The following is a 22,048-nucleotide window of genomic DNA, read 5'->3' on the forward strand; positions in this document are numbered from 1 at the left end:
GCCCGAGGGAGCCGGTCATTTCGCCCGGTTCAACGGCGTGCCGCCACCGCATGGATGGCCCCACGGCCGATGGGCTGGGCCATGGATTTTGCCGTCGAGCGGAGGGCTGCGGAATGGCTGGAGACCACCTCGTCGAGCCTGAACTGTGCGACAAGTTCGCGAAGCTTCTGGGCCTCCTGCGCCAGTGAATCGGATGCTGCAGTCGATTCTTCCACCATCGCTGCGTTCTGTTGTGTGGTCTGGTCCATCTGATTGACCGCGACGTTCACTTCGCTCAGTCCGATCGACTGTTCTTTCGCAGAGGTGGCGATCGAATCCATGTGGTGATTGATCTGGGTGATGAAGCCGCCGATGGTCTTCAAGGCCTGGCCGGTATCGCGCACCAGCTTGACGCCGCTTTCCACTTCCCTCGATGAGTTCTGGATAAGCCCCTTGATTTCCTTGGCAGCGCCGGCAGAGCGCTGTGCGAGTTCGCGCACTTCCTGGGCGACGACCGCAAAACCCTTGCCGGCTTCGCCGGCTCTCGCCGCTTCGACGCCGGCATTGAGGGCAAGAAGGTTGGTCTGGAATGCGATTTCGTCGATGACGCCGATGATGTTGGAAATCTGCTGCGACGAGGCCTCGATGCGTTCCATCGCTTCCTCCGCATGGGAGACGACTTCCGCCGAAATCCCGGCGCTCCGGTTTGCCTCGGTGGCGACTGCGCGCGTCTCCTCGGTCCGCTTGCTGGAGTTCGACACGTTCGCTGTGATTTGTTCTAATGCGGCCGCCGTTTCTTCGAGCGAGGCCGCCTGCTGCTCTGTCCGTTTCGAAAGATCACCGGCGCCCGAGGAGATTTCCCGGGTGCCTTCGTCGATCGTGCCGATGCTTTCGGAGATTGCTCTCAGCGTCGCGCCAAGCTGCGTGACCGACTGGTTGAAGTCATGGCGGAGTGCTTCAAACTCGGGGGCGAAGGCCTCATTGAGCTGGAAAGCGAGATCGCCCGAAGCGAGCCGTTTCAGACCGGCGGCCAGACCGGAAGTGGCGATGCGCAACCGCTCTGATGCGTCGGCTTCCGCCTGCATCTGCGCCGCAACACGATCTGCCTCCGCCCTGTTGCGGTTCTCCTCGGCTTCCACCGCCAGGCGCTTGTTCGCAATCGCGGCCTGGCGGAAAATCTCCACCGCTCCCGCCATCAATCCGATTTCGTCGGCGCGATCGGCAAAAGGAATTTCCGAGCCGGTGTCGCCTTCGGCGAGATGCCGCATCGAGGCGGTGATGTTGGTAATCGGATTGGCGATGCTCTTCAGTACGAAGACGATCGCGCCGAGAACGAGCAATCCCGCAAAGGCGATCGTTGCAAGGAGGTAGGATTCGATGGAGGCGAAGGTCTCCTTGCTGAGATCGGCAGCCTTCTTGCTGCCGCTGACGTTCAATTCGACCAGGGCCGCCGTGGCCTCCTTGAGCTTGTCCGAATAGGAACGCATCTCGCCGCCCAGATATTGGCCAGCTTCTTCGGTCTTGTTTGCACGGGAAAGAGCAAGCAACTGCGAACTGCTGGCGACGTAGCCTTCGACACTTTCTTTGATCGTCTTGATCAGATCCCGCTCGCGATCGGATGAAGCCAGCTGAAGATAAGCGTCTGCCGATTTGCGAGTTGCATCTTCGGCGGCCTTAATGGCCTCTTCACGGGATTTCTTCTCTGCTTCCGCCTGGACGATAATGTGATCGCGGTAAGCGAGGCGCAAATTTGTCATGGCGAGGCTGATCGCTTGCGAAGCCTGCACGCTCGGCAGCCAGTTGGCGGCGATTTCTTCGGTGGAGCCGTTCGTCTTTTGCAGGCCGTCGACCGCGAGATAGGCAACGAGCCCGAAAAGGAGAGCAATGCCGCTGAAAATGAACAGCAAACTCGATTTAATGTTTGGACGGCGCATCAAAGTCCCCATCGAACAGTCCGGTGTCGTGCCGGTTTGACCAGGCATGTTTGTAACGGAAAAAATTTAACGATGTGTTCCGGAGTGTAAAACGCCGTTTACCAGTTTACGCGAAACTCGCCGCCCTCTTCGTGTTCAGATTCCCGCTCCAACCGGAAAACGCTTAATCGACGGCTCAGGGACAATAGGAGCCAGACATGGTGAAGCGCATATTTTCCGCCCTTCTTGCCTTGATCCTTCCGGTACAGGCAGCCGTTTCTCAACCCCCTGATGACGCACAGGCACGCAAAGCCCGGTCTGTCGCCCAGCTTCAGTCGGAAGGCGTGCCGACCATCGATCATCTGCCGTCCATCGAGGCAGAGAGCGACAGTACCCGCCGCGATAAAAGAGCAGTCGTTCAGCGCGCTATCGCGCTTGCGATCGTTGCCGTAAAAGGCGAGACTGGTGATCACTCGATGGGCCAGGCTCTCATCCGGCAATTCGATGCAGCAAGTTTCTTCACCCCCAAGGAACAGGCGTTCATGGACGACCCCGATCCTTCGGAGCAGGACCGGGTGAACTTCGCTTGGCGCTATGAGGGCGTGCACGTCATGTTATGGGCGCTCGGGATCACGGCCGATCTCGAACGTCCCGACCATATTTGCGATGTGCCATCCATCGCCGGGACGCTTCGCGAACTCGGCACCGACGGGCTGATGCGCCGCGCCAGGCTGCGTCCGCAGAAAGAACTGGTCGACGCCGCCGACCTGATCTACCGCTACGATTGGGCGGTCGTGAATGCACGGCTGAAGGGCGAGGAGGCGCCGGCCGGACTGGACAAGGGCGTGGTTTACGAGCGCCACTACGCCCTCAACTGGCTGATCGGTTACCTGAATCAGGACTGGGATGATATTTCCACCGATACGTGACGAGTGTGGACTTCCTGCCCAAGTCGAGGATTGAGGCGGGGCAGTCGGCCCCCGTGCCGAAGTGGATGCATGTTTTGCGAAATGGCATTATGATCGGCGCATCGCCTGACCGGCGTTGGTTTCGGACACGTGATCCGCAGGACGGGGAGGACGGCAGGATTTGGAACGGCTGAAGGATCTGGACAGTGTTTCCGCGCGGGTTGGCAGCGGGTCGGCGTCGTCTCCCTACGAGCGGCGCGGCGTCGTGGCCGCAGCCGTATACCAGCATGGGCAGCGCATTCGCGACATCAGGATAGAGGAGGCTGGCGAATGGCGGAACCGGGAGGATGCGATCGTCTGGATCGGCCTGCACGAGCCGGATGAAGTGCTGCTGCACCAGATCCAGGCCGAATTCAATCTCCATCCGCTGGCGATCGAGGATGCGGCGCAGCCGCACCAGCGTCCGAAGCTGGAGATTTACGGTGACGCGATGTTCATCGTCGCCCGGACCGCCCATATGAAGGATGGCGAGATCATCTTCGGCGAAACGCATCTGTTCGTTGGCCGCGGTTATGTCGTCTCCGTTCGCCACGGAGAATCGTCTTCCTATCTGGCCGTCAGGCAGCGATGCGAGGCGACGCCCGCCGCCCTTGCCCATGGCGAGAACTACATTCTCTATTCCATCCTCGACTTCATCGTCGACAACTACATGCCTGTTATCGAGGTGGTGCAGGAGGAGGTCGAGATGCTCGAGGATCTCGTGCTGCGCGAACAGCTGGGAAAATCCGACATCGAGCGGCTTTACATGCTGCGGCGCAAGCTTCTGCGGCTGCGCAACGCAGTAGTGCCGCTCGTCGACGTCTGCCGGCGATACGAGCATATCGATCTTCCCGGCATGGATCCGACGCTGCAATCGCTGTTCCGCGATGTGACCGATCACGTGCGCCGGGTTCAGGAGGATATCGACGCGTTGCGCGAGGTGCTCGCTTTCGCCTTCGAGGCCAGCGTGATGATCGGCCAGACGGAACAGACGGCAATCGCCCGCAAGCTCGCCGCCTGGGCGGCGATTCTCGCTGTTCCCACCGCGATCGCCGGCATCTACGGCATGAATTTCAGCGACATGCCGGAATTAAAATTCCAATATGGCTATTTCGTCGTGTTGGGCGTCATCGTCGTCCTGTGCCTCAGCCTTTTCGGCTTCTTCCGCCGGCGAAAGTGGCTTTAGTCAGGACAGGGCTTTCAGCAGCCGATTTCGGTGTATCCCGATATAGCCGATGTCGTTCAGATAGCGGAAATCAGCATGCGCTCCGATCCGACAAGGGGATCACTGAGGTCTTCGCAGACGCGCCCGTCGACATAGCTGACGACCTCCTGATCGTCGCCGATAATTTGAATGGGCTGCGGAGCCGCCGGGAAGCCGTTGCTTCTGAGATGGCGCAAGAACCGGTGCGTGGTCGGCGTCCATGCTCCTGATGGTCTGATGACGGTATCGCCGTCGCGCCAGATCTGCCCGGTTCGACCGCCCTCCAATAATTCCACGCATGGCCTCCTACGCAGATTTCAGTTTTTCGATATGGGCCTGAACCGTAGCGCCAAGGTTCGTCTCATGGCAGTTCCTGTAGAACGCCGCCGTGTCCGACGGCATCCCGTTGGGAATGGCGACGAAGTCGTCAAGCCGGAAACCACTTGTACTGCCGAGTTGCGGGTCAGCCAGCTGGCTTTCACTCAGGGCGCCGACGCGAACGGCCAAGTCTTGGAAATAAGCGAGGTTCTCGTCCACTGCCGAAGGCGTCGATGTTCTGCCGTGTGCGGGAATGACCAGTTTCGCATCAAGGTCACGGATAAGCCTGAGTGAGGAGCGGATCTGGCGAAGATCATCGGCACTCCTGCTCCAGACTTCGGGAATGGGATATTCCACCGCGTCGACGGCGAGGCAGATGCGGAGTTCCGGAATCCAGACGGCGATATGGTCAGGCGTGTGTCCCGGCGTGTGAATGAGTTCCAACGTCAGATCGCCGCCGTTGAGGACCATCGAGCCGGAGAAGGTGATATCCGGGCCGATAAGTTCGACGTTCGCAAACCGCGTTTCCTGTCTCGCCTTGTCCTTCAGGATCTGCTGCGTAGAGGCATCACGCAGACGGTCGAGCGCGGCGGCATGCGCGATGATCGGAGCACGCCCTGAAACCGCAGTGTTCCCCCAGAAGTGATCCCAATCCATATGCGAATTGACGACGATCAGCGGGCGATCCTCGCCTCTGTCCCCAACCAGATCGAGCGCAATCCGGCACAGTTCCGGCGTGCCGAGTGTATCGACCAGGACATTGAACCTCTCGGTCCGCACAAACACGGCATCGACCTCGTCTCCCGCCCGGAGGATAATGATGCGCTCGTCAAGTCCGGGATAGGAGCACAATTCTACCGCTGGGTTCACGTCTGCCCGCCTTCGCTGCAATCGCAGTGATATCATCTACTACATCAAATCTCGTTTGGATGCTCGCCCTCTAAGGGCTTCCCGATTTCCGCTCCACCGGCACTGGCACATCCCACCGTTCCATCACGGCGTTCGGCACAGCGGCCGCGCAGATCACTATAACGCTGGGCTTCGAGCGGCCGAGGCTCTTCGGCGTCCATCGTGCCTGCAGGGGCACCGCGCATCGGGGCACAAGCACCTTCGCATTGGGTTCTAGCACGTTCCACTGCTCGTGCGCCTTGGCGTTCTCCTGTGCGATGAAGCGCCTGGCCTTTTCGCGGATTTCGAACAGGCCGTGCTTATCCGGCGTCGAGCGATCGGTCTCGATGCTCCAGGAGGCGAGGCAGGGTATGCAAGCCGTGAGGGCGGTGATGAAGACTATTGATCGAAGCATTGATGGGCTCTCAACCGCTCGAGATTTCCGGATCGGAAACAGTCGGACGATCTTTTATCGCATGGCGGCAATATCTCTACTGGCAAATCGTGAGGACTTCCTTCTCTCGCTGAGCGAGATCGGCCTGCCGGATCACGTCGTCTCCCACCTCGCGCGCAGGCGCGTTCAGCCTTTAGCCATGTGCCCCATGCAGCCGTGAATTGACGGTTTGAGTGGAACAACCTCCGCCAAAAGAAGTTTGCCTGAAAAGCAACACGAGGCGGCGGCCGATGTTACTCTCTGCGAAGCAGGGTGCGTTCAGCACCCCACCCCGGATCTATTATGTCAACCCGCTACTTCTCCAAGGCATCGATGCATGGCGCGAGGTTTTCGACCATGCGGCGGATACTGGCTTTGAGTATGTTCTGACGGCGCCGCTCTTCGACCGAGGCGGGGACTGCAGCGTCTTTACCTCCCGGGATTTCGATCGGCTCGATCCTGAACTGCAGCTCGGAAGCGCGGTCGATGATGGGATATCGCGCCTGTCGGAGGCCGCTGACAAGAGCGGCGTCGGCCTGATGATGGACCTGATGCTCGACGGGAAAGTCGGCGATGCGCAAGTGGGCTTTCGTCCGATCGATCCTCGACGCTCGCCGCTCGATCCGGCGGAGCCGATGAACACGATCGGGTCCGAGCGGCAATTGCGTTTGTTGGGGGAGTGGACCGAACGGCTGTGGCGGCTGTCCGGGCTCGGCCTCTCCGGCTACCGAGTGCTCGGGATCGATCGCGCTGAACCGGCGCTTTTCAAATCGCTGATCGCTGCGGTGCGCGAGAAGGCTGACGCGCAATTCCTCGCCTGGACGCCCGGCACCGACTTTGCGGTAAGAAGAGGGATCGCGGATGCGGGCTTTTCTGGATGTTTTTCATCGATGGCCTGGTGGGATCTCGACGAGAGATGGTTCGTCGAGGAGCATCGCGTTCAGGAGGCGCTCGGCTGGCAAATTGCCTTTCCCGAACCGCCCTTTGCCAGACGGATTGCGCATGGGACCGAGAGCCGTGAAATTCTCGAGCGGCGTGCCGTCAGAGCGCTGCGGCTCGCCGCCTCGCTCGGCGGCGGCCTCATGGTTCCGATTGGTTTCGAATATGGTGCGGCGACGCCGCTCGATCCAACCCACGGCGATGGTTCGGGGCTGCGGAAGCTGCGCCATGATCTCGCCTTCGACATCTCCTCTGAAATACGCGCCGCCAATGCCGAGATCGGCAGGCCCGGCCACGCGCGCGCTCCGTCGCTTCGCCTGATCCGCAACGCCAACGGGCCGGTCTCCGCGCTTGTGCAATCCGAGGAGCAGGATCTCCGCAGTGCATCGAATGTGCGGTTCGTCCTGATTAACCGGGACCTCCGGAGAAGCGCGCCCGCGCCGATGACGGCGCTTCGCGAGGCGGTGTCCGGCTATCTTCCCGTCGCGGCCGATGGCGCAATCCTGCGCCTGCGGGCCGGGGAGACGCGGATCATCGGAGCCAGAGCGCCGGAGCCGATCACATCCCGACCCGCCCTCGACGTTGAGCAGGCGATCGCTTCGCCGCGGCTTGCCATCGAAAACATCATGCCGCGGGTCGATGACGGACGCTTTCCTGTCAAGCGGGTGGTCGGCGAGACCGTCACCGTCGAGGCCGATCTATTCGCCGACGGTCACGACCCGATCGCGGCCGTCCTGCTCTGGCGGCCGCACGACGCCATGGCGGAGTGGAACGAGACTGAGATGCAGCTGGGCGAGAACGACCGCTGGCGCGCCGAATTCCTGCTGGAGCGCATCGGACGCTACGAGTTCGCGGTCGAAGCGTGGAAGAATCCGTTCGCGATCTTCCGCTACGAACTGACCAAGAAGAACGATGCCAGGTTGGACCTGAAGCTGGAGCTTCAGGAGGGGTTGAACCTCGTGCGCGCCGCGAGGGCCGAAGCGCCGGCGGCACTCGGCGCCGACTTGCAGGCGCTCATCGACGGTCTGGAAAACGCCTCGGATGCCGAGCGCACGGCAATCCTGCTCGACCCCGAGACCTCCGAGTTGATGAACAAGGCTGACAGGCGGCCCTTCCGGCTTCGCTCCACGACAGGCGCCGTCGATGCTGAACGCAAGTCAGCGGCCTTCGCCAGCTGGTATCAGATCTTCCCGCGCTCACAGAGCGGCGATCCCAATCGGCACGGCACCTTCGACGACGTCATCCCGAGATTGTCTGCCATCCGCGACATGGGTTTCGACGTGCTCTACTTCCCGCCGATCCATCCGATTGGAACGACCAACCGAAAGGGACGCAATAACAGCCTGAAGGCAGCGCCTGATGATCCCGGAAGTCCCTATGCCATCGGTTCCGAGGAGGGCGGCCATGATGCCATTCATCCCGAGCTTGGCGATTTCGAGGATTTCGGCCGGCTGGTCGAGGAGGCGGGCCGGCATGGGTTGGAGATCGCGCTCGATCTCGCGATCCAGGCTTCGCCCGATCATCCCTGGCTGACGGAACATCCCGGCTGGTTCGACTGGAGGCCCGACGGCACGATCAAATATGCCGAGAACCCGCCGAAAAAGTACGAGGACATCGTCAATGTCGATTTCTATACGAAAGACGCGCTGCCCTCTCTGTGGGTGGAACTCAGGGATATTGTCCAGCTTTGGGTCGACCAGGGCGTCAAGCTGTTTCGTGTCGACAATCCGCACACAAAGCCATTTCCGTTCTGGGAATGGCTGATCGGCGATATCAGGGCGCGCCATCCCGACGTCGTCTTCCTGTCGGAAGCCTTCACCAAGCCGAAGGTCATGTACCGGTTGGCGAAGATTGGCTTCTCCCAGTCCTACACATACTTCACCTGGCGCAATACCAAGTGGGAGCTCGAGCAATATATGCGAGAGCTGACCGAGACGGCGCCGAAGGAATTCTTCCGCCCGCATTTCTTCGTCAACACCCATGACATCAATCCGGATTTTCTGCAGAACGCGCCGCGCCCGGCCTTCCTGATCCGCGCTGCACTCGCCGCGACGCTTTCCGGTCTGTGGGGCGTTTATAACGGCTTCGAACTCTGCGAGGGCCGTCCCGACGCCAAGCGCAAGGAATATGCCGACAGCGAGAAATACGAGATCCGCGCCTGGGATTACGACCGGCCGGGCAACATCATCGCCGAAATCAGGATGCTGAACCGCATTCGGAACGAAAATACCGCGCTGCATTCGCATCTCGGGCTGACGCTGCTGGACGCCTGGAATGACAACATCCTGTTCTTCGAGAAGGCGAGCCAAGCCCGCGACAATGTCTTGCTGATCGCGATCAGCCTTGACCCCCATAATTTTCAGGAAAGCGATGTCGAACTGCCGCTTTGGAAGTGGTCGTTGGATGATGGCGGCGCGCTCGACGCCGAGGACTTGGTCACGGGGCACCGGTTCAGGTGGAACGGCAAGCGGCAGAGAGTGGGTTTCAATCCTCAGATCCTGCCCTTTGCGATCTGGCGCGTTCGCGCAGCGGAGGCATGAATGGACACGATGAATCCCGGTAGCGTCGACCCGCTGCTCTGGTACAAGGATGCGATCATCTACCAGCTGCACATCAAGTCATTCTACGACGCCAATGGCGACGGCGTCGGCGATTTTGCCGGCCTGCACCAGAAGCTCGATCACGTCGCAGCCCTCGGCGTCAACGCGATCTGGCTTTTGCCTTTCTTTCCCTCACCGCGTCGTGACGACGGCTACGACATCGCCGACTACGGCAATGTCAGCCCGGATTACGGGACTATGGAGGATTTCCGCGCCTTCGTCGACGCCGCCCACCAGCGCAATATCCGTGTCATCATCGAGCTCGTCATCAACCACACCTCCGACCAGCATCCCTGGTTCCAGCGGGCACGTCATGCACCTGCGGGATCGCCGGAGCGGGATTTCTATGTCTGGTCGGACAGCGATCAGAAATTTCCGGAAACGCGCATCATCTTCCTCGACACGGAAAAATCGAACTGGACGTGGGATGCCGTCGCCGGCGCCTATTATTGGCACCGCTTCTATTCCCACCAGCCCGACCTCAATTTCGACAGCCCGCTTGTTATGGAGGAGCTACTGAAGGTGATGCGCTTCTGGCTGGAGACCGGTATCGACGGTTTCCGCCTCGATGCGATTCCGTACCTCGTCGAGCGCGAGGGGACGATCAACGAAAACCTTCCCGAGACGCACGCAATCCTCAAGCGCATCCGTGCCGCCCTCGATGCCACTCATCCCGGCGTGATGCTGCTTGCCGAAGCCAATCAATGGCCGGAGGACACGCGCGAATATTTCGGCGAAGGCGACGAATGCCATATGGCGTTCCACTTCCCGCTGATGCCGCGCATGTACATGGCGATTGCCAAGGAAGACCGCTTCCCGATCACCGACATCCTGCGCCAGACGCCTGAAATCCCGGAGAATTGCCAATGGGCGATCTTCCTGCGCAATCACGACGAACTGACGCTTGAGATGGTCACCGACGCCGAGCGGGACTATCTCTGGGAGACCTATGCTTCCGACAAGCGCGCCCGCATCAATCTCGGCATCAGGCGGCGCTTGGCGCCGCTGATGGAACGCGATCGCCGGCGCATAGAGTTGATGAACGCGCTTCTTCTGTCGATGCCGGGGACGCCCGTTATCTATTACGGTGATGAGATCGGCATGGGCGACAACATCTATCTCGGCGACCGTGACGGGGTGCGGACGCCGATGCAATGGTCACCCGACCGCAATGGCGGCTTCTCCCGAACGGATCCGGCGCGCCTCGTCCTGCCGCCGATCGCCGATCCGCTCTACGGCTTCGAAGCTGTCAATGTCGAAGCCCAGAGCACCGATGCGCATTCGCTGCTTAACTGGACGCGCAAGATGCTGGCGCTGCGCGGTCGGCATCCGGCCTTCGGACGCGGTTCGCTGCGTTTCCTCTCGCCTGAGAACCGCAAGATCCTGGTCTATCTCAGGGAATATGAAGGCGAGACGCTGATGTGCGTCGCAAACCTCTCGCGACTGCCCCAGGCGGTCGAGCTCGACCTCTCGGCCTTCGAGGGCCGCGTGCCGATCGAACTGACGGGCATGTCGCCCTTTCCGCCGATCGGGCAACTGACCTATCTCCTGACGCTGCCGCCCTATGGCTTCTTCTGGTTTCAGCTGGAGGCCGATGCCGATCCGCCGGCATGGCGTACTGCTCCGCCCGAACAGCTTCCCGATCTCGTGACGATGGTCCTCCGCCGCGGTCTGCTCGACCTCGTCGATGAACCGCGGCTGGGACGCGTCCTCAGCAACGAAATTCTGCCCGCCTACCTCTCCAAACGGCGGTGGTTCGGCGCAAAGGATCAGCCGCTTCAGGCGGCTCGACTGATTTCGGCAACGCCGATCCCCTATGCCGATGGGATCGTTCTCGGCGAGTTGGAGGTGGAGCTGCCGGATCACAGCGAATCCTATCAGTTGCCGCTGGCGGTCGCCTGGGATGATGCGCAACCCTCCGCTCTGACACAGCAGCTTGCGCTCGGGCGGGTTCGTCAGGGCAGGCGGGTCGGCTTCCTGACAGATGGGTTCGCGGTCGAGCCGATGGCGCGCGGTATCCTGCGCGGGCTGACCGACCGCTCGCGCATCACCGGACGTACCGGCACCCTCGAATTTCTCGGCACCGAGCGGCTCGACCGCCTACAGGTTACCGACGGCATGCCGGTTCATTGGCTATCGGCCGAACAATCCAACAGTTCGCTGATCGTCGGCGACGTCGCCATGATCAAGCTGATCCGGCACATCTTTCCGGGCGTCCATCCGGAAGTCGAGATGACGCGGTTTCTGACCTGCGCGGGTTACCATCACACCGCTCCACTCCTCGGCGAGGTCGCGCATACGGATTCCAGTGGGCGTCGCTCGACCTTGATCATCGTCCAGGGCGCGATCCGCAACCAGGGCGACGCCTGGAACTGGATGCTGAACAATCTGCGCCGCGCGGCCGACGAGCTCGTGTTGAACGATCCGGCGGTCGAGCCCGGCGACGACGTCTTCCGGCCGCTGATCAGCTTCGTTGCCATGGTCGGTATGAGGCTCGGCGAGTTACACGTCGTGCTCTCCGGGGAAAACGCGGACGAGGCTTTCAGCCCTGTGGTCGCTGGCGACGATGAGGTCGAGGCGATCAAGAAGGCGGTGGCGGGCGAAGTCGCCTATGCCATGTCGAAGCTTGCCGAGCGCGAGGAAAATGCCGAGCCCGCTATCGATCTGCTCGCCCGTCCGCTTCTGGAACGCCGCTCCGAACTGGTTGAACTTGGCGCGCGCCTGGCGGAGAGCGCCCGCGGCACGCTGATGACGCGTACGCATGGCGACTTCCATCTCGGTCAGATCCTGGTCAGTGAGGGCGACGCCGTCATCATCGATTTCGAGGGCGAACCCGCGAAAAACCTCGCTGAACGCCGCGCCAAGACGGTTCCGCTGCGCGATGTCGCCGGGCTTCTCCGGTCGCTCAGCTATCTCGTCGCCACCGCCCAGCTCGACAATGACGCAGTCACCGAACACGAAAACGAGGTGCGCCATGACGCCATCGCCCGTTTCGGGCGCAATGCCGAGCAGGCTTTTCTCGATGCCTATTGGCAGGCGGTCTCGGCCTCGAAGGCGCTCGCCATGCCGACCGAACAACGACGGAGGGTTCTCGATGCTTTTCTTCTCGAAAAGGCGGCATACGAAATCGCCTATGAGGCCCGCATCAGGCCGAAATGGCTGCCGATCCCGCTTGCCGGCCTTACCGAAATCGTATCGCGCTTAGCGGGGGTCGAGGCATGAATGTTGAACGCTCGGAACTTCTCGCCGGCATCGGACATGATGCGCTCTGGGCGCTGATCGAGGGACGCCACGGCGATCCCTTCTCGATCCTCGGCCCGCATGAAAGCGGCGGCATGACGATCGTGCGCGTCTATTTGCCGGGTGCCGAAGGCGTCGATCTCATCGAAGCGGCGAGCGGCAGGGTGGTGGCACCCTTCAGCATCGCTCACCCCTCAGGCTTGTTTGCGGCGGCGATGGGTTCGAGGATGCCCTACCGGTTGCGGATCACATGGCCGGATGGCGAGCAGATCACCGAGGATCCCTATAGTTTCGGACTTCTGCTTGGAGAGCTCGATCTCCACCTGATCTCCGAGGGCACGCATTATAGCCTGAGCCGGACGCTCGGCGCGGTTGAAATGTCGGTCGACGACGTCGCAGGCGTCCGCTTCGCCGTCTGGGCGCCGAATGCCCGCCGCGTTTCGGTTGTCGGCGATTTCAACGCCTGGGACGGGCGGCGAAACCCGATGCGGTTGAGGCAGTCCGCCGGCGTCTGGGAGCTGTTCGTGCCCCGGCTGGCGCCCGGCGAAAGATACAAGTTCGAGATCATCGATCCGCATGGAAACTGTTTGCCGCAGAAGGCCGATCCGGTGGCGAGAGCGAGCGAAGCTGCCCCGTCCACCGCTTCGATCGTCGCATCGTCGATGCGATTCCGGTGGACTGACGACAATTGGATGAAGGGCCGGTCGCGACAGCAAAGACTGGAAGGGCCGATCTCCGTCTACGAGGTGCATGCCGGTTCCTGGCTGCGGGAGAATGGCGGGCGGTCGCTCGACTGGGTCGAGCTCAGCCAGCGGCTCGTTCCCTATGTTCGCGATATGGGATTCACCCATATCGAGTTGCTGCCGATCATGGAACACCCCTTCGGCGGCTCCTGGGGGTATCAGCCGCTCGGCCTCTTCGCCCCGACCGGCCGTTATGGCACGCCTGAGGATCTCGCCTATTTCATCGACCGCTGCCATGGCGCCGGGATCGGCGTCATCCTCGATTGGGTGCCGGCTCATTTTCCCACCGACGTCTGGGGGCTCGCCCGCTTCGACGGCACCGCGCTCTACGAACACGAGGATCCGCGTGAAGGCTTTCACCGTGACTGGAACACGCTGATCTACAATCTCGGCCGCAACGAGGTGAAAGGCTTCCTGATCGCCAGCGCGCTGGAATGGCTCGAACGCTACCATATCGACGGATTGCGCGTCGATGCCGTCGCCTCGATGCTCTACCGCGACTACAGCCGCAACGAGGGGGAATGGATTCCGAACCGGTATGGCGGCCGTGAGAACCTGGAAGCGGTGGAATTCTTCAAGCACCTGAACAGCATCGTCCATGAGCGCTGCCCGCATGCGATGACGATCGCAGAGGAGTCGACCGCTTGGCCCGGCGTCACCAAGCCGCCGGAAGAGGGTGGGCTCGGTTTCGACATGAAGTGGAACATGGGCTGGATGCATGACAGCCTGAGCTATATCGAGAAGGACCCCGTCCATCGGAGCTACCATCACGGCACGATGACCTTCGGCATGATCTATGCCTATTCCGAACGCTTCATTCTGCCGATTTCGCACGACGAGGTGGTCTACGGAAAAGGCTCGCTGCTCGGCAAGATGCCGGGCGACGAGTGGCAGAAGTTCGCCAATCTGCGGAGCTACCTCGCCTTCATGTGGGGCCATCCCGGCAAGAAGCTGATGTTCATGGGAGGCGAGATCGCTCAGCTCGGCGAGTGGAACCACGACGCCTCAATCAGCTGGGAAGTGCTGGATCGGCCCGCGCATGCGGGAATCCAGCGGCTGGTCAAGGATCTGAACGGCTTCTACAAAGACGAGCCGGCATTGCAGTTCGGCGATTTCCATCACCAAGGCTTCGAATGGGCGGCGGCCGACGACGCGGTGAATTCAGTGCTCGGCATGCTGCGTTATGCCCCCGATCGCTCGTCCTCGGTTCTCGTCCTCTCGAACTTCACGCCGGTGCCCCGTTACGGCTACAGGATCGGCGTGCCGCAGGATGGCGTGTGGGTCGAACGGGTCACGACGGATGCGCGCGAATATGGCGGGTCCGGTCTCGTCAACGGCGCAGTGTCGAGCGAACCCGTGGCCGCCCACGGCAGGCCGCATTCCCTCGCGCTGACACTGCCACCGCTGGCGACGATATTTCTCAAGGGGCCGTCGCCGTGAAAAGGTCTCGGCCCCTTGCGGTCATTCGGCATGCGGAGCCGGATGAATGAAAGGCCAGGGACTCGCCTCAGATCCCCTTCCAACCGGAACTTCGATGAGAACGGGCTCGTCGAGTGCGAGTGCCTTCTCCAGCACCTCTCTCAATTCGCCGGGGCTTGTCGCCCGGAAGGATCGGATGCCGAAGCTCTCGCCAAGGACGACGAAATCGGGATTGGTCAGATCCGAGCCGAGAGTGCGGCCCTTGTAGATCTGCCTCTGGTCGCGCAGCACATTGCCGTAGGCTGAATTGTTGAAGACGATGGCGACGACGGCGATCTTGTGCTGGACGGCTGTGGCAAGTTCCTGGACGCCGAACATGAAGCCGCCATCGCCCGAAACGGAGACCACTGCCTTATCGGGATGGGCGACTTTCACGCCTAAGGCGGTGTTGAAGCCGAAACCGAGATTGTCCTGATAGCCGCATGTCACGTATTGGCGAGGGCCGTAGGTCGGGAAGGCAAAGCGGGCGGCAAAGCCAGTCTGGCTGATTTCCTCGACGAAGAAGCCGTCTTTCGGCAGGGCCTCGCGAATGGCTTCGAGATAGCCAAGCTGTGGCTGCACCGCCGAGAAACGAGATCTTGCTTCTTCATTGAGTTCGGCAAATTCGTGCCTGCGATCCCCTCGGAAGTACCCCGCCAGCGCGTCGGTAAGAGCCTGGGCCCCATCCTTGGCGTCCGAGACGATGCCGACATCCGGCTTGAGACGGACCATCTCGGTCGGATCGATATCGATGCGGATGATCTTGAGCCCCTTGGGAAGCCACTTCCAGCGCATGAACTGCAATTCGAGCCTGCTGCCGATCCCGATCAGCACGTCGACCTTCTTCCAGTATTCATAGGCGGCCACGAAATTCAGATAGTTCGGATGGTCGTCGGGCACGATGCCCTTGCCGGAGCGATGCGATGTCACCGGCGCCTGCAGCAATTCCGCTAACGCGGCGATCTCCGCGCCGGCATCCACCGCGCCGCCGCCGACCATGATCATCGGATTGCTTGCGCTTGATATCAGTGCTGCCGCGGCCGCGATCTGATCGGGATCGACGGTTGGATGAGGCGCTCTCGCGCCAACGGGAATGTCGATTTCAGGGCCGGATTGTCCGAACACGTCCCAAGGGGCTTCGACCGCTCCCGGGCCTTGGCGGCCGGAGAGCATCTTGCCGACGACCGCCGCCATGACCGGGCCGGCTTCGGACTGATGGTTGATGCGTTCTGCCGCCTTGGTAATCCCGCGCATCGTCGCAAGCTGATCCGGCAGTTCGTGCAGCTGTCCTCTGCCTCGGCCGATGAGGTGCGACATGATGTTGCCGGTGATGCAGAGCACCGGCGCGTTGGCGCCGTAAGCGGTGCAGAGGGCGGCGCCCGAATTGAGAACACCCGGGCCGGGCACGACGGTATAGGCGCCGATCCTGCCGGTGGATTTGGCATAGCCGTAGGCCATGTAGGCCGCGCCCTGTTCATGCCGGGTGTGGATGAACCGGATCTTGTCGCCGGCGTCGTAGAGGGCATCGTTGAAATCGTACATGTGGGCGCCGGGGATGCCGAAGACTGTATCGATCCCATGGGCGACAAGCGATCGGGTGATCGCCTGGCCGGTCGTTTCTTTCCTGTTCATTCAAAGGCTCCAATGGTGCGATCGGTTATGATTTCAGGCAGCCTTCGGCCCGGAGCGCCGCGACGATGGCGCCGGCATCGGCGGGCTGCATGCCGGCAAGGTTCATGCGCCCGGAATCCGCCATGTAGATGCCGTGGTTTGCCCTGAGCGCGACCGCCGTTTCCTTGCGCATGGAGAGATTGGAAAACAGGCCGCGCTGACGGCTGATGAAAGCCAGTTCGGGCGAGGCAGCAGCCAGCGCCGCGCGATTGCCGTTGATGCGCTCGCACATCTCTTCGAGTTCGGCGCGCCACATTGCCGTCATTTCCGGGTTTTCGAGAATGGCCCTGACGATGGCGGCCCCATGATCCGGCGGCATGGACCAGTTGACGCGGGCAAGCGCCGCCATGTTGCTTTCCGCCTTTCTGGCGTCATCGGCATGGCGAGCCACGACATACAGCGCGCCGACGCGTTCGCGATAGAGGCCGAAGTTCTTGTCGCAGGAATAGGCGATCAGCGCTTCCTCGACCGCATCGAGGATTATGCGCGTCGGTGCTGCATCTTGTTCAAGACCGTCGCCGAGCCCCTGATAGGCAAGATCGATGAAGGGCACGAGCCTGTGCGCAACGAGAAGTTGGGTAATCTCTCGCCACTGTTCCACGGTAAAATCGATACCCGTGGGATTATGGCAGCAACCGTGAAGCAGCACGACGTCGCCTTCCCCGGCGGAAGACAAAGCGGAGACCACGCTTTCGAACGTCACCTGCTGTGACGTCAGGTCGACGAAGGCATATTCCTTTACGTCCAAGCGTGCCGAAGCGAAGATCGGTGCATGGTTAGGCCAGCTCGGCGTTCCCAAGAGAACCTTTGCCGATGGATTTGCCGTTTGGATGAGTTCCGCGCCGAGACGGAGCGCGCCGCTGCCGCCCGGCGTCTGAATGCCGGCGAGCCGTTGGGCGAATTTCGGCGAGTTGCCGAAGATGATCGGCTCAAGCAGGCGCACGAATTGCAGATCACCCTCGGGGCCGAGATATTTCTTGCTGTCCTGGGTCTCCAGGAGAAACTGCTCCGCCGCCTTGACGGCCCGCATGACGGGCGTGCGTCCCATGGCATCGCGATAGACGCCGACGCCGAGGTCGATCTTTCCGGGACGATCGTCGGCCTGGAAGGCTTTGATGAGCGCGAGCAGGCTATCGGCCGGCCGGCTGTTCAGTTGGTCAAACACTGTCACCTCCACTTGCATGTCAGAGGCCGAAGATTAACGGAACTATCGCGACGAATTTCTGCGATTATCTTCCTGTTTAAGCGTAATTGTGCAGATAATCTGCGTCATATCGGTATAATACGCAGAAACTCACCGCAATCGAGGCCGATGACCATGCTGGACCCATTTGATATCAAACTGCTCGCCGCTCTCCAGCAGAACAGCGAACTGACGCAGAGCGAACTCTCTCAGAAGGTCAATCTCTCGGCGACCCAATGCGCCCGCCGTTTGGAAAGGCTGCGCAACGAGCAATATATTCAGAGCGTCGTCGCCATCCTCAATCCGGTGAAGCTGGGTTTCACCGTCGTCGCGCATACGCTCGTCAGCCTTCGCGCGCATACAGAAGGCGGAAACGAGCGGCTCCATCGTTTCATCGAGACTGCGCCGGAGATCCTGGAATGTTATTCGCAGACGGGTGACGCCGACTTTCTGATGAAGGTCATGACGCGCGACCTCGACCATCTCAGCCAGTTTCTCGAAAGAATGATCCGGGTCACCGACAATCTGGCGTCGGTGAAATCGAGCATCGTCCTGAAGACGATCAAAAAAACGACCGCTCTGCCGCTGCAGATCGTGACGTGAGGGCGGCTCCGGCCGCTTTCACCTGAGATAATGGATATGCGGGCGCGAATGATGGGGTGAAGCTTCGATGCGGGCTTCGACCGAAAAGACTTCGCGCAGCAGTTTCTCGCTCAACACGTCCTCTGGCGCGCCGGAGGCGACGATCCTGCCCTGCTGCATGATAATAAGCTCATCGCAGAACATGGCGGCATGGTTGAGATCGTGCAGCGCGACGATGCTGGTGATCGGCAGGCCGGAAACGAGCCGCATTAGGCCGATCTGGTGCTGAATGTCGAGATGATTTGTCGGTTCGTCGAGGATCAGCTCCTGCGGCGATTGGGCAAGCGCCCTGGCGATATGGGTGCGCTGCTTTTCGCCGCCCGACAGGCTCTGCCAGCGCTCGTCGCGCTTTTCGGCCATGCCGGCGCGTGCGAGTGCGGCCTCGACCGCCTCTTCGTCGGCTCTCGTCCAGCCCGAGAACATCGACCGGTGCGGGAAGCGGCCGAGCTTGACGACGTCGACGACCTTGAGGTTGGCGTTCGTCGTCGCGTGCTGCTCGACGAAGGCGATGCGCCGGGCGATCGACCGGCGGCTGATGGTACCGATATCGCTACCGGCGAGGATGACGCGACCCGAATGCGGCCGCTTCAGGCCGGCGAGAAGCCGCAGCAGCGAGGTCTTGCCCGAGCCGTTTGGCCCGAGCAGGCCGAGCATCCGGCCGGGCTGCGCCTCCATGGAAACACCGTCCAGAATGGTCTTCCTGCCAATTTTCCAGGTGAGGTTGTCAGCCTTGATGCTCATGGCGCGCGCTGGAACCGGTAGAGGATGATTGAGAAGAAGGGCACGCCCACCAGCGCCGTGACGACGCCAATCGGCAGGATCTGGTTGGGAATGAGGGCGCGCGCGGCAATGTCTGCGAGCACCATGAAGATCGCTCCCGCGATGGCGCAGGCCGGCAGGAGACGGATATGCAGCGGCCCGACGACGAAGCGGGCGACATGCGGCACGACGAGGCCGACGAACCCGATCGAGCCGACCATGCTGACGATCGTCGCCGTCATCATCGCGGTCAGCGCGAAGAGCGCCATTCTGGCGCGGCTGACATTGACGCCGAGCGAGGACGCAGCTTCGTCGCCGAAAGCGAAGGCGTCGAGCACGCGGGCGTAGAGCAGACAGGCGGCGAGGCCGAAACCGACGACGATCGAGACCAGCGCGAATTCCGGCCAGCGCACGCCGCTGAAGCTGCCGAGCAGCCAGAACATGACGTCGCGGGCCTGTTGCGCGTTGGCCGAGGTGGTGACGATATAGGAGGTGGAGGCGTTGAAGAGCTGCGATGCGGCGACACCGGCAAGGATGGTGCGGTCCGCGCCGCCGCGCGTGCCGTTCGACAGCAGCGCCACGAAGAAGAAGGCCGCGAAGGCGCCGGCGAAGGCGCCTGCCGAGAGCGATACAGCGCCCGCGCCGACGCCCAAGATGACGATCGCGACGGCGCCGGTGGAGGCTCCGGCGGAGATGCCGAGCACATAGGGTTCGGCCAGCGGATTGCGCAGCAGCGACTGCATGATGGCGCCCGACAGCGCCAGCCCCGCGCCGCAGAAGGCGGCGACGAGCGCGCGGCTGAGCCGATAGTCCCAGATGACGGTCTCATGGATGCGGTTCAGCTCGACCGCGGTCCAGCCGAGCCGGTTGGTGACGGCCGAAAAAGTGGTCGCAAGCGGGATCGGCAGGTCGCCGATCCCGACGCTGACGCCAATGGCGACAGCGATGAGGCAGAGGGAAGCGAGCAGCAGTGCGGTGACCGCTCCCAGCCGCCGGAAGAGACGGCCTGCGTTGGTCACTTCAGCAGACCAAGGGCCTTCAATTGCTCGGCAACCTGCTCGGCGCCGTAGATCGTGCGGATGGTCGGATTCATCGCCTGGCCGTCCATCACGACGAGAGCCTTGTTCTTGACGGCCGGGATCTGGCTGACGGCCGGATCGGTGATCAGGAAGTTGATCTTGGCCTCGGGCTTGTCGAGCTCCCAGCGGTTGCGGTCGAGGCTGGCGACGACGATGACGGCGGGATTGGAGGCGATGATGCCTTCCCAGCCGACGGTCGGCCATTCGGCGTCCGCGGTGATCGCATTGTGGCCGCCAAGCAGGTCGGCGATGAAGCCGGAAGCGCTGTACTTGCCGCCGACATAGGCATCGGCCGAGGGGCTGGGGCTGGAGAACCAGAAAACGTAGGAGAGGTTCTGGCCGTCCTTGGCAACGCTGCCGCGGAGCTTGGCTTCACGCGCCTTGAAATCGGCGATCAGCGCCTGGCCGCGATCGGCGACATCGAAAATCTGCGAGAGTTCGTCGATCTCCCTGTAGAGCAGATCCATGTTCCATGGCTCGCCGCGGCTGCCGTACTGGTCCTTGACATCCTTGGTGCTGAGGCAGGTGCTCGGCGAGAGATAGGTTGAAACGCCGACCTTGTCGAAATCCTCGCGCTTGGCGATCTTGCTGTTCGGGCCGACGAGGCTCGGCAGGGCGACGGCCACGAAATCGGGATTTTCGGCAAGCATGGATTCGAAGGTCGGCATCTCCACGGTGAGGAGCTTGACCTTGGCATTGGCTTCGGCGAGTTGCGGCAGGACCTTGCTCGGCCAGAAGGCGGTGCCGACCATCTTGTCCTGGAGGCCGAGCAGCAGCAGGATTTCCGCGCTGTTCTGCCCAAGCCCGATCGCCCGCTCGGGCGCTTTCTTGAAGGTCACCTGCGCGCCGCAGTTTTCGAGCGTCAGCGGGTAGGTTGTCGAACCGGCGAATGACGGGGCTGCGGCAAGGCCGATCAGGGCGGAGAGGCCACAGGCGGCCAGAAGTGATTTGAGGCTGGTCACGAAGAAAATCCCGGTGCGTGAATATATGCGGCCGGGGTATAGCCACAGGAACGATCGGAAAACAAGACAAAAAAGATCAACTTATCGCAAAAATCGACGGCACTGAACATTGCCGCCGGAACAGTGCTCGCCGGTGTCGAGCGAAAAGCCTTCGAACATGATCAGCTGAGCTTGCCCACAAGCTTGGCATAGTCCGAAAAAGTGGCGCCTTCGCCTTTTCCGCCGGCTTCGCCGGCAAGCTGCAGTACGCGGATCGGAAATAGGATTGCCGCCAAGTTGGCGCCGGACAGCTCGTGGTCATCGTCTTCCTCAATCGCCTTTTGAGCTTTCGAGAGCGCGGCGTCGATCTCGCCGCGCGTGAGCAGTTCCTTTTCCACGATGGCGTCGAATATCGAGGCCATCGCCATGATCAGGCCTTTGAGCTGCAGATTGGCGGTATTCATGAGAACTCCCAGGTGAAGAAAGGATCCTAGTCTGGCTCGACGGGCCGGATTGTTTCGACCGAGACCGTACCCTCGAGTATACCGCGCTTTATATCATGTCTGTTCCGATCGATCTCTATCACGGTGTAGAGTTTATCGTCGCGAAAGGCGCTAGCATTGGCGGTCGTGACGTCCTCGGCGGGCGCCGCATCGACTTCCATGAAATCGAGTTCTCGTGCGGCCGCGACGATCCTGGCATCGCCTGGCGTTCGGGCGGCCACGACGATCGTGCCGTGATTGGTGGCATTGCCCCATCTGGGATCATCGGGTTTCGCAATCGGTTCCAGCCGATAGATGTTGAGCACCTCGCCGCCGGCCTCTGGCGATGCCTCCGCGGCGGCATCCTGCATCTGCGCCTGACTCTCGACCGAGCGCCCGAAGGTCGTCGGGCTGGTCGCGTTGTTGATCTCGTCTTTGCCTGTCCTTGAGACGTTCGACATGTCGCTCTCCTTGTCAGGGCGGAAACGACGGGCGGCGGGAAACTGTTCCCGCGCAGGCAAGGTTTGGGCGTTGACGATGGGTTAGGCCTATCTCTGCAACCCTGCCGCACACCCATACCCTTTTTCCAGCCGAGCACTAGTTACCTTCTGTCGAATAAGGGGGATTCC

The 22,048-nt window shown here is 61.6% G+C and carries 16 protein-coding genes and 1 pseudogene; 6 read left to right on the forward strand and 11 right to left on the reverse strand.

Going from position 1 to position 22,048, the window contains the following annotated elements; translation table 11 throughout:
* Window positions 1–29: 29 nt before the first annotated feature.
* Entirely contained in the window at window positions 30–1,913 is a 1,884-nt protein-coding gene (locus NL154_RS25030) for a methyl-accepting chemotaxis protein (protein ID WP_221147381.1), read from the reverse strand.
* Window positions 1,914–2,110: 197 nt separating this feature from the next.
* On the opposite strand from NL154_RS25030, the gene NL154_RS25035 reads away from it, so the two are divergent.
* Together NL154_RS25035 and NL154_RS25040 are read left to right on the forward strand one after the other, a co-directional pair.
* Window positions 2,111–2,821, forward strand: coding sequence for a DUF4272 domain-containing protein (locus NL154_RS25035; protein ID WP_434734221.1), 711 nt, complete (start codon window positions 2,111–2,113; stop codon window positions 2,819–2,821).
* A 160-nt stretch (window positions 2,822–2,981) separates the two neighbouring features.
* A complete protein-coding gene (locus tag NL154_RS25040; RefSeq protein WP_221147383.1) occupies window positions 2,982–4,025 on the forward strand; it encodes a magnesium and cobalt transport protein CorA in 1,044 nt (347 codons plus the stop codon).
* Between the two features lie 62 nt (window positions 4,026–4,087).
* Here NL154_RS25040 and NL154_RS25045 read toward each other — a convergent pair.
* The 3 genes and pseudogenes from NL154_RS25045 to NL154_RS25055 all read right to left on the reverse strand — a co-directional run.
* Window positions 4,088–4,339: pseudogene (locus tag NL154_RS25045) on the reverse strand (aminoglycoside phosphotransferase family protein); the annotation flags it as partial.
* A gap of 10 nt (window positions 4,340–4,349) precedes the next feature.
* A complete protein-coding gene (locus NL154_RS25050; protein ID WP_221155914.1) occupies window positions 4,350–5,231 on the reverse strand; it encodes an MBL fold metallo-hydrolase in 882 nt (293 codons plus the stop codon).
* A gap of 70 nt (window positions 5,232–5,301) precedes the next feature.
* A complete protein-coding gene (locus NL154_RS25055; protein WP_221147385.1) occupies window positions 5,302–5,664 on the reverse strand; it encodes a hypothetical protein in 363 nt (120 codons plus the stop codon).
* 269 nt (window positions 5,665–5,933) lie between these two features.
* On the opposite strand from NL154_RS25055, the gene NL154_RS25060 reads away from it, so the two are divergent.
* The 3 genes from NL154_RS25060 to glgB are packed head-to-tail and all read left to right on the forward strand — an operon-like array spanning window position 5,934 to window position 14,644.
* The gene (locus NL154_RS25060) at window positions 5,934–9,161 is read left to right on the forward strand and encodes an alpha-1,4-glucan--maltose-1-phosphate maltosyltransferase (RefSeq protein WP_434734222.1); all 3,228 of its coding nucleotides are present in this window, start codon (window positions 5,934–5,936) and stop codon (window positions 9,159–9,161) included.
* Window positions 9,162–12,443, forward strand: coding sequence for a maltose alpha-D-glucosyltransferase (gene treS / locus NL154_RS25065; RefSeq protein ID WP_434734223.1), 3,282 nt, complete (start codon window positions 9,162–9,164; stop codon window positions 12,441–12,443). It abuts the gene before it with no gap.
* Window positions 12,440–14,644: a 1,4-alpha-glucan branching protein GlgB gene (gene glgB / locus NL154_RS25070; RefSeq protein ID WP_221155911.1), complete on the forward strand. Its 2,205-nt coding sequence runs from the start codon at window positions 12,440–12,442 to the stop codon at window positions 14,642–14,644. Before treS ends, glgB begins: the two co-directional genes overlap by 4 nt.
* Before the next feature lie 21 nt (window positions 14,645–14,665).
* Here the strand turns inward: glgB and NL154_RS25075 are convergent, their stop codons facing one another.
* Window positions 14,666–16,294, reverse strand: coding sequence for a thiamine pyrophosphate-dependent enzyme (locus tag NL154_RS25075; protein ID WP_434734224.1), 1,629 nt, complete (start codon window positions 16,292–16,294; stop codon window positions 14,666–14,668).
* 25 nt (window positions 16,295–16,319) lie between these two features.
* On the reverse strand, window positions 16,320–17,498 hold the full coding sequence (locus tag NL154_RS25080; protein WP_221147389.1) for an amino acid aminotransferase: 1,179 nt from the start codon (window positions 17,496–17,498) through the stop codon (window positions 16,320–16,322).
* A 153-nt stretch (window positions 17,499–17,651) separates the two neighbouring features.
* Here NL154_RS25080 and NL154_RS25085 point away from each other — a divergent pair, with 153 nt between their 5' ends.
* Window positions 17,652–18,119, forward strand: a complete 468-nt coding sequence (locus NL154_RS25085; RefSeq protein ID WP_210631836.1) for an Lrp/AsnC family transcriptional regulator — start codon at window positions 17,652–17,654, stop codon at window positions 18,117–18,119.
* An 18-nt stretch (window positions 18,120–18,137) separates the two neighbouring features.
* On the opposite strand, the gene NL154_RS25090 is transcribed toward NL154_RS25085, so the two are convergent.
* From NL154_RS25090 to NL154_RS25110, 5 genes are all read right to left on the reverse strand, one after another.
* Entirely contained in the window at window positions 18,138–18,899 is a 762-nt protein-coding gene (locus NL154_RS25090; RefSeq protein WP_210631837.1) for an ABC transporter ATP-binding protein, read from the reverse strand.
* Window positions 18,896–19,936: a FecCD family ABC transporter permease gene (locus tag NL154_RS25095; protein WP_221147390.1), complete on the reverse strand. Its 1,041-nt coding sequence runs from the start codon at window positions 19,934–19,936 to the stop codon at window positions 18,896–18,898. The genes NL154_RS25090 and NL154_RS25095 overlap by 4 nt, the downstream gene beginning before the upstream one ends.
* Window positions 19,933–20,958 carry an ABC transporter substrate-binding protein gene (locus NL154_RS25100; RefSeq protein ID WP_434734225.1) on the reverse strand — a complete coding sequence of 342 codons (1,026 nt, stop codon included), beginning with the start codon at window positions 20,956–20,958 and terminating at the stop codon, window positions 19,933–19,935. The genes NL154_RS25095 and NL154_RS25100 overlap by 4 nt, the downstream gene beginning before the upstream one ends.
* Before the next feature lie 161 nt (window positions 20,959–21,119).
* The gene (locus NL154_RS25105) at window positions 21,120–21,401 is read right to left on the reverse strand and encodes a hypothetical protein (RefSeq protein ID WP_210631840.1); all 282 of its coding nucleotides are present in this window, start codon (window positions 21,399–21,401) and stop codon (window positions 21,120–21,122) included.
* Window positions 21,402–21,427: 26 nt separating this feature from the next.
* Window positions 21,428–21,880 carry a hypothetical protein gene (locus tag NL154_RS25110; RefSeq protein WP_221147391.1) on the reverse strand — a complete coding sequence of 151 codons (453 nt, stop codon included), beginning with the start codon at window positions 21,878–21,880 and terminating at the stop codon, window positions 21,428–21,430.
* Window positions 21,881–22,048 lie beyond the last annotated feature (168 nt).

Source organism: Rhizobium sp. YTUHZ044 (assembly GCF_051123975.1).
Classification (GTDB): domain Bacteria; phylum Pseudomonadota; class Alphaproteobacteria; order Rhizobiales; family Rhizobiaceae; genus Rhizobium.

What these genes read in the sequence shown, in the direction of transcription:
- NL154_RS25105 (WP_210631840.1), bottom strand. Translation starts at nt 21,401, where the DNA reads ATGAATACCGCCAATCTGCAGCTCAAAGGCCTGATCATGGCGATGGCC.
- glgB (WP_221155911.1), top strand. Translation starts at nt 12,440, where the DNA reads ATGAATGTTGAACGCTCGGAACTTCTCGCCGGCATCGGACATGATGCG.
- NL154_RS25060 (WP_434734222.1), top strand. Translation starts at nt 5,934, where the DNA reads ATGTTACTCTCTGCGAAGCAGGGTGCGTTCAGCACCCCACCCCGGATC.
- NL154_RS25075 (WP_434734224.1), bottom strand. Translation starts at nt 16,294, where the DNA reads ATGAACAGGAAAGAAACGACCGGCCAGGCGATCACCCGATCGCTTGTC.
- NL154_RS25030 (WP_221147381.1), bottom strand. Translation starts at nt 1,913, where the DNA reads ATGCGCCGTCCAAACATTAAATCGAGTTTGCTGTTCATTTTCAGCGGC.
- NL154_RS25055 (WP_221147385.1), bottom strand. Translation starts at nt 5,664, where the DNA reads ATGCTTCGATCAATAGTCTTCATCACCGCCCTCACGGCTTGCATACCC.
- NL154_RS25090 (WP_210631837.1), bottom strand. Translation starts at nt 18,899, where the DNA reads ATGAGCATCAAGGCTGACAACCTCACCTGGAAAATTGGCAGGAAGACC.
- NL154_RS25035 (WP_434734221.1), top strand. Translation starts at nt 2,111, where the DNA reads ATGGTGAAGCGCATATTTTCCGCCCTTCTTGCCTTGATCCTTCCGGTA.
- NL154_RS25085 (WP_210631836.1), top strand. Translation starts at nt 17,652, where the DNA reads ATGCTGGACCCATTTGATATCAAACTGCTCGCCGCTCTCCAGCAGAAC.
- treS (WP_434734223.1), top strand. Translation starts at nt 9,162, where the DNA reads ATGGACACGATGAATCCCGGTAGCGTCGACCCGCTGCTCTGGTACAAG.
- NL154_RS25110 (WP_221147391.1), bottom strand. Translation starts at nt 21,880, where the DNA reads ATGTCGAACGTCTCAAGGACAGGCAAAGACGAGATCAACAACGCGACC.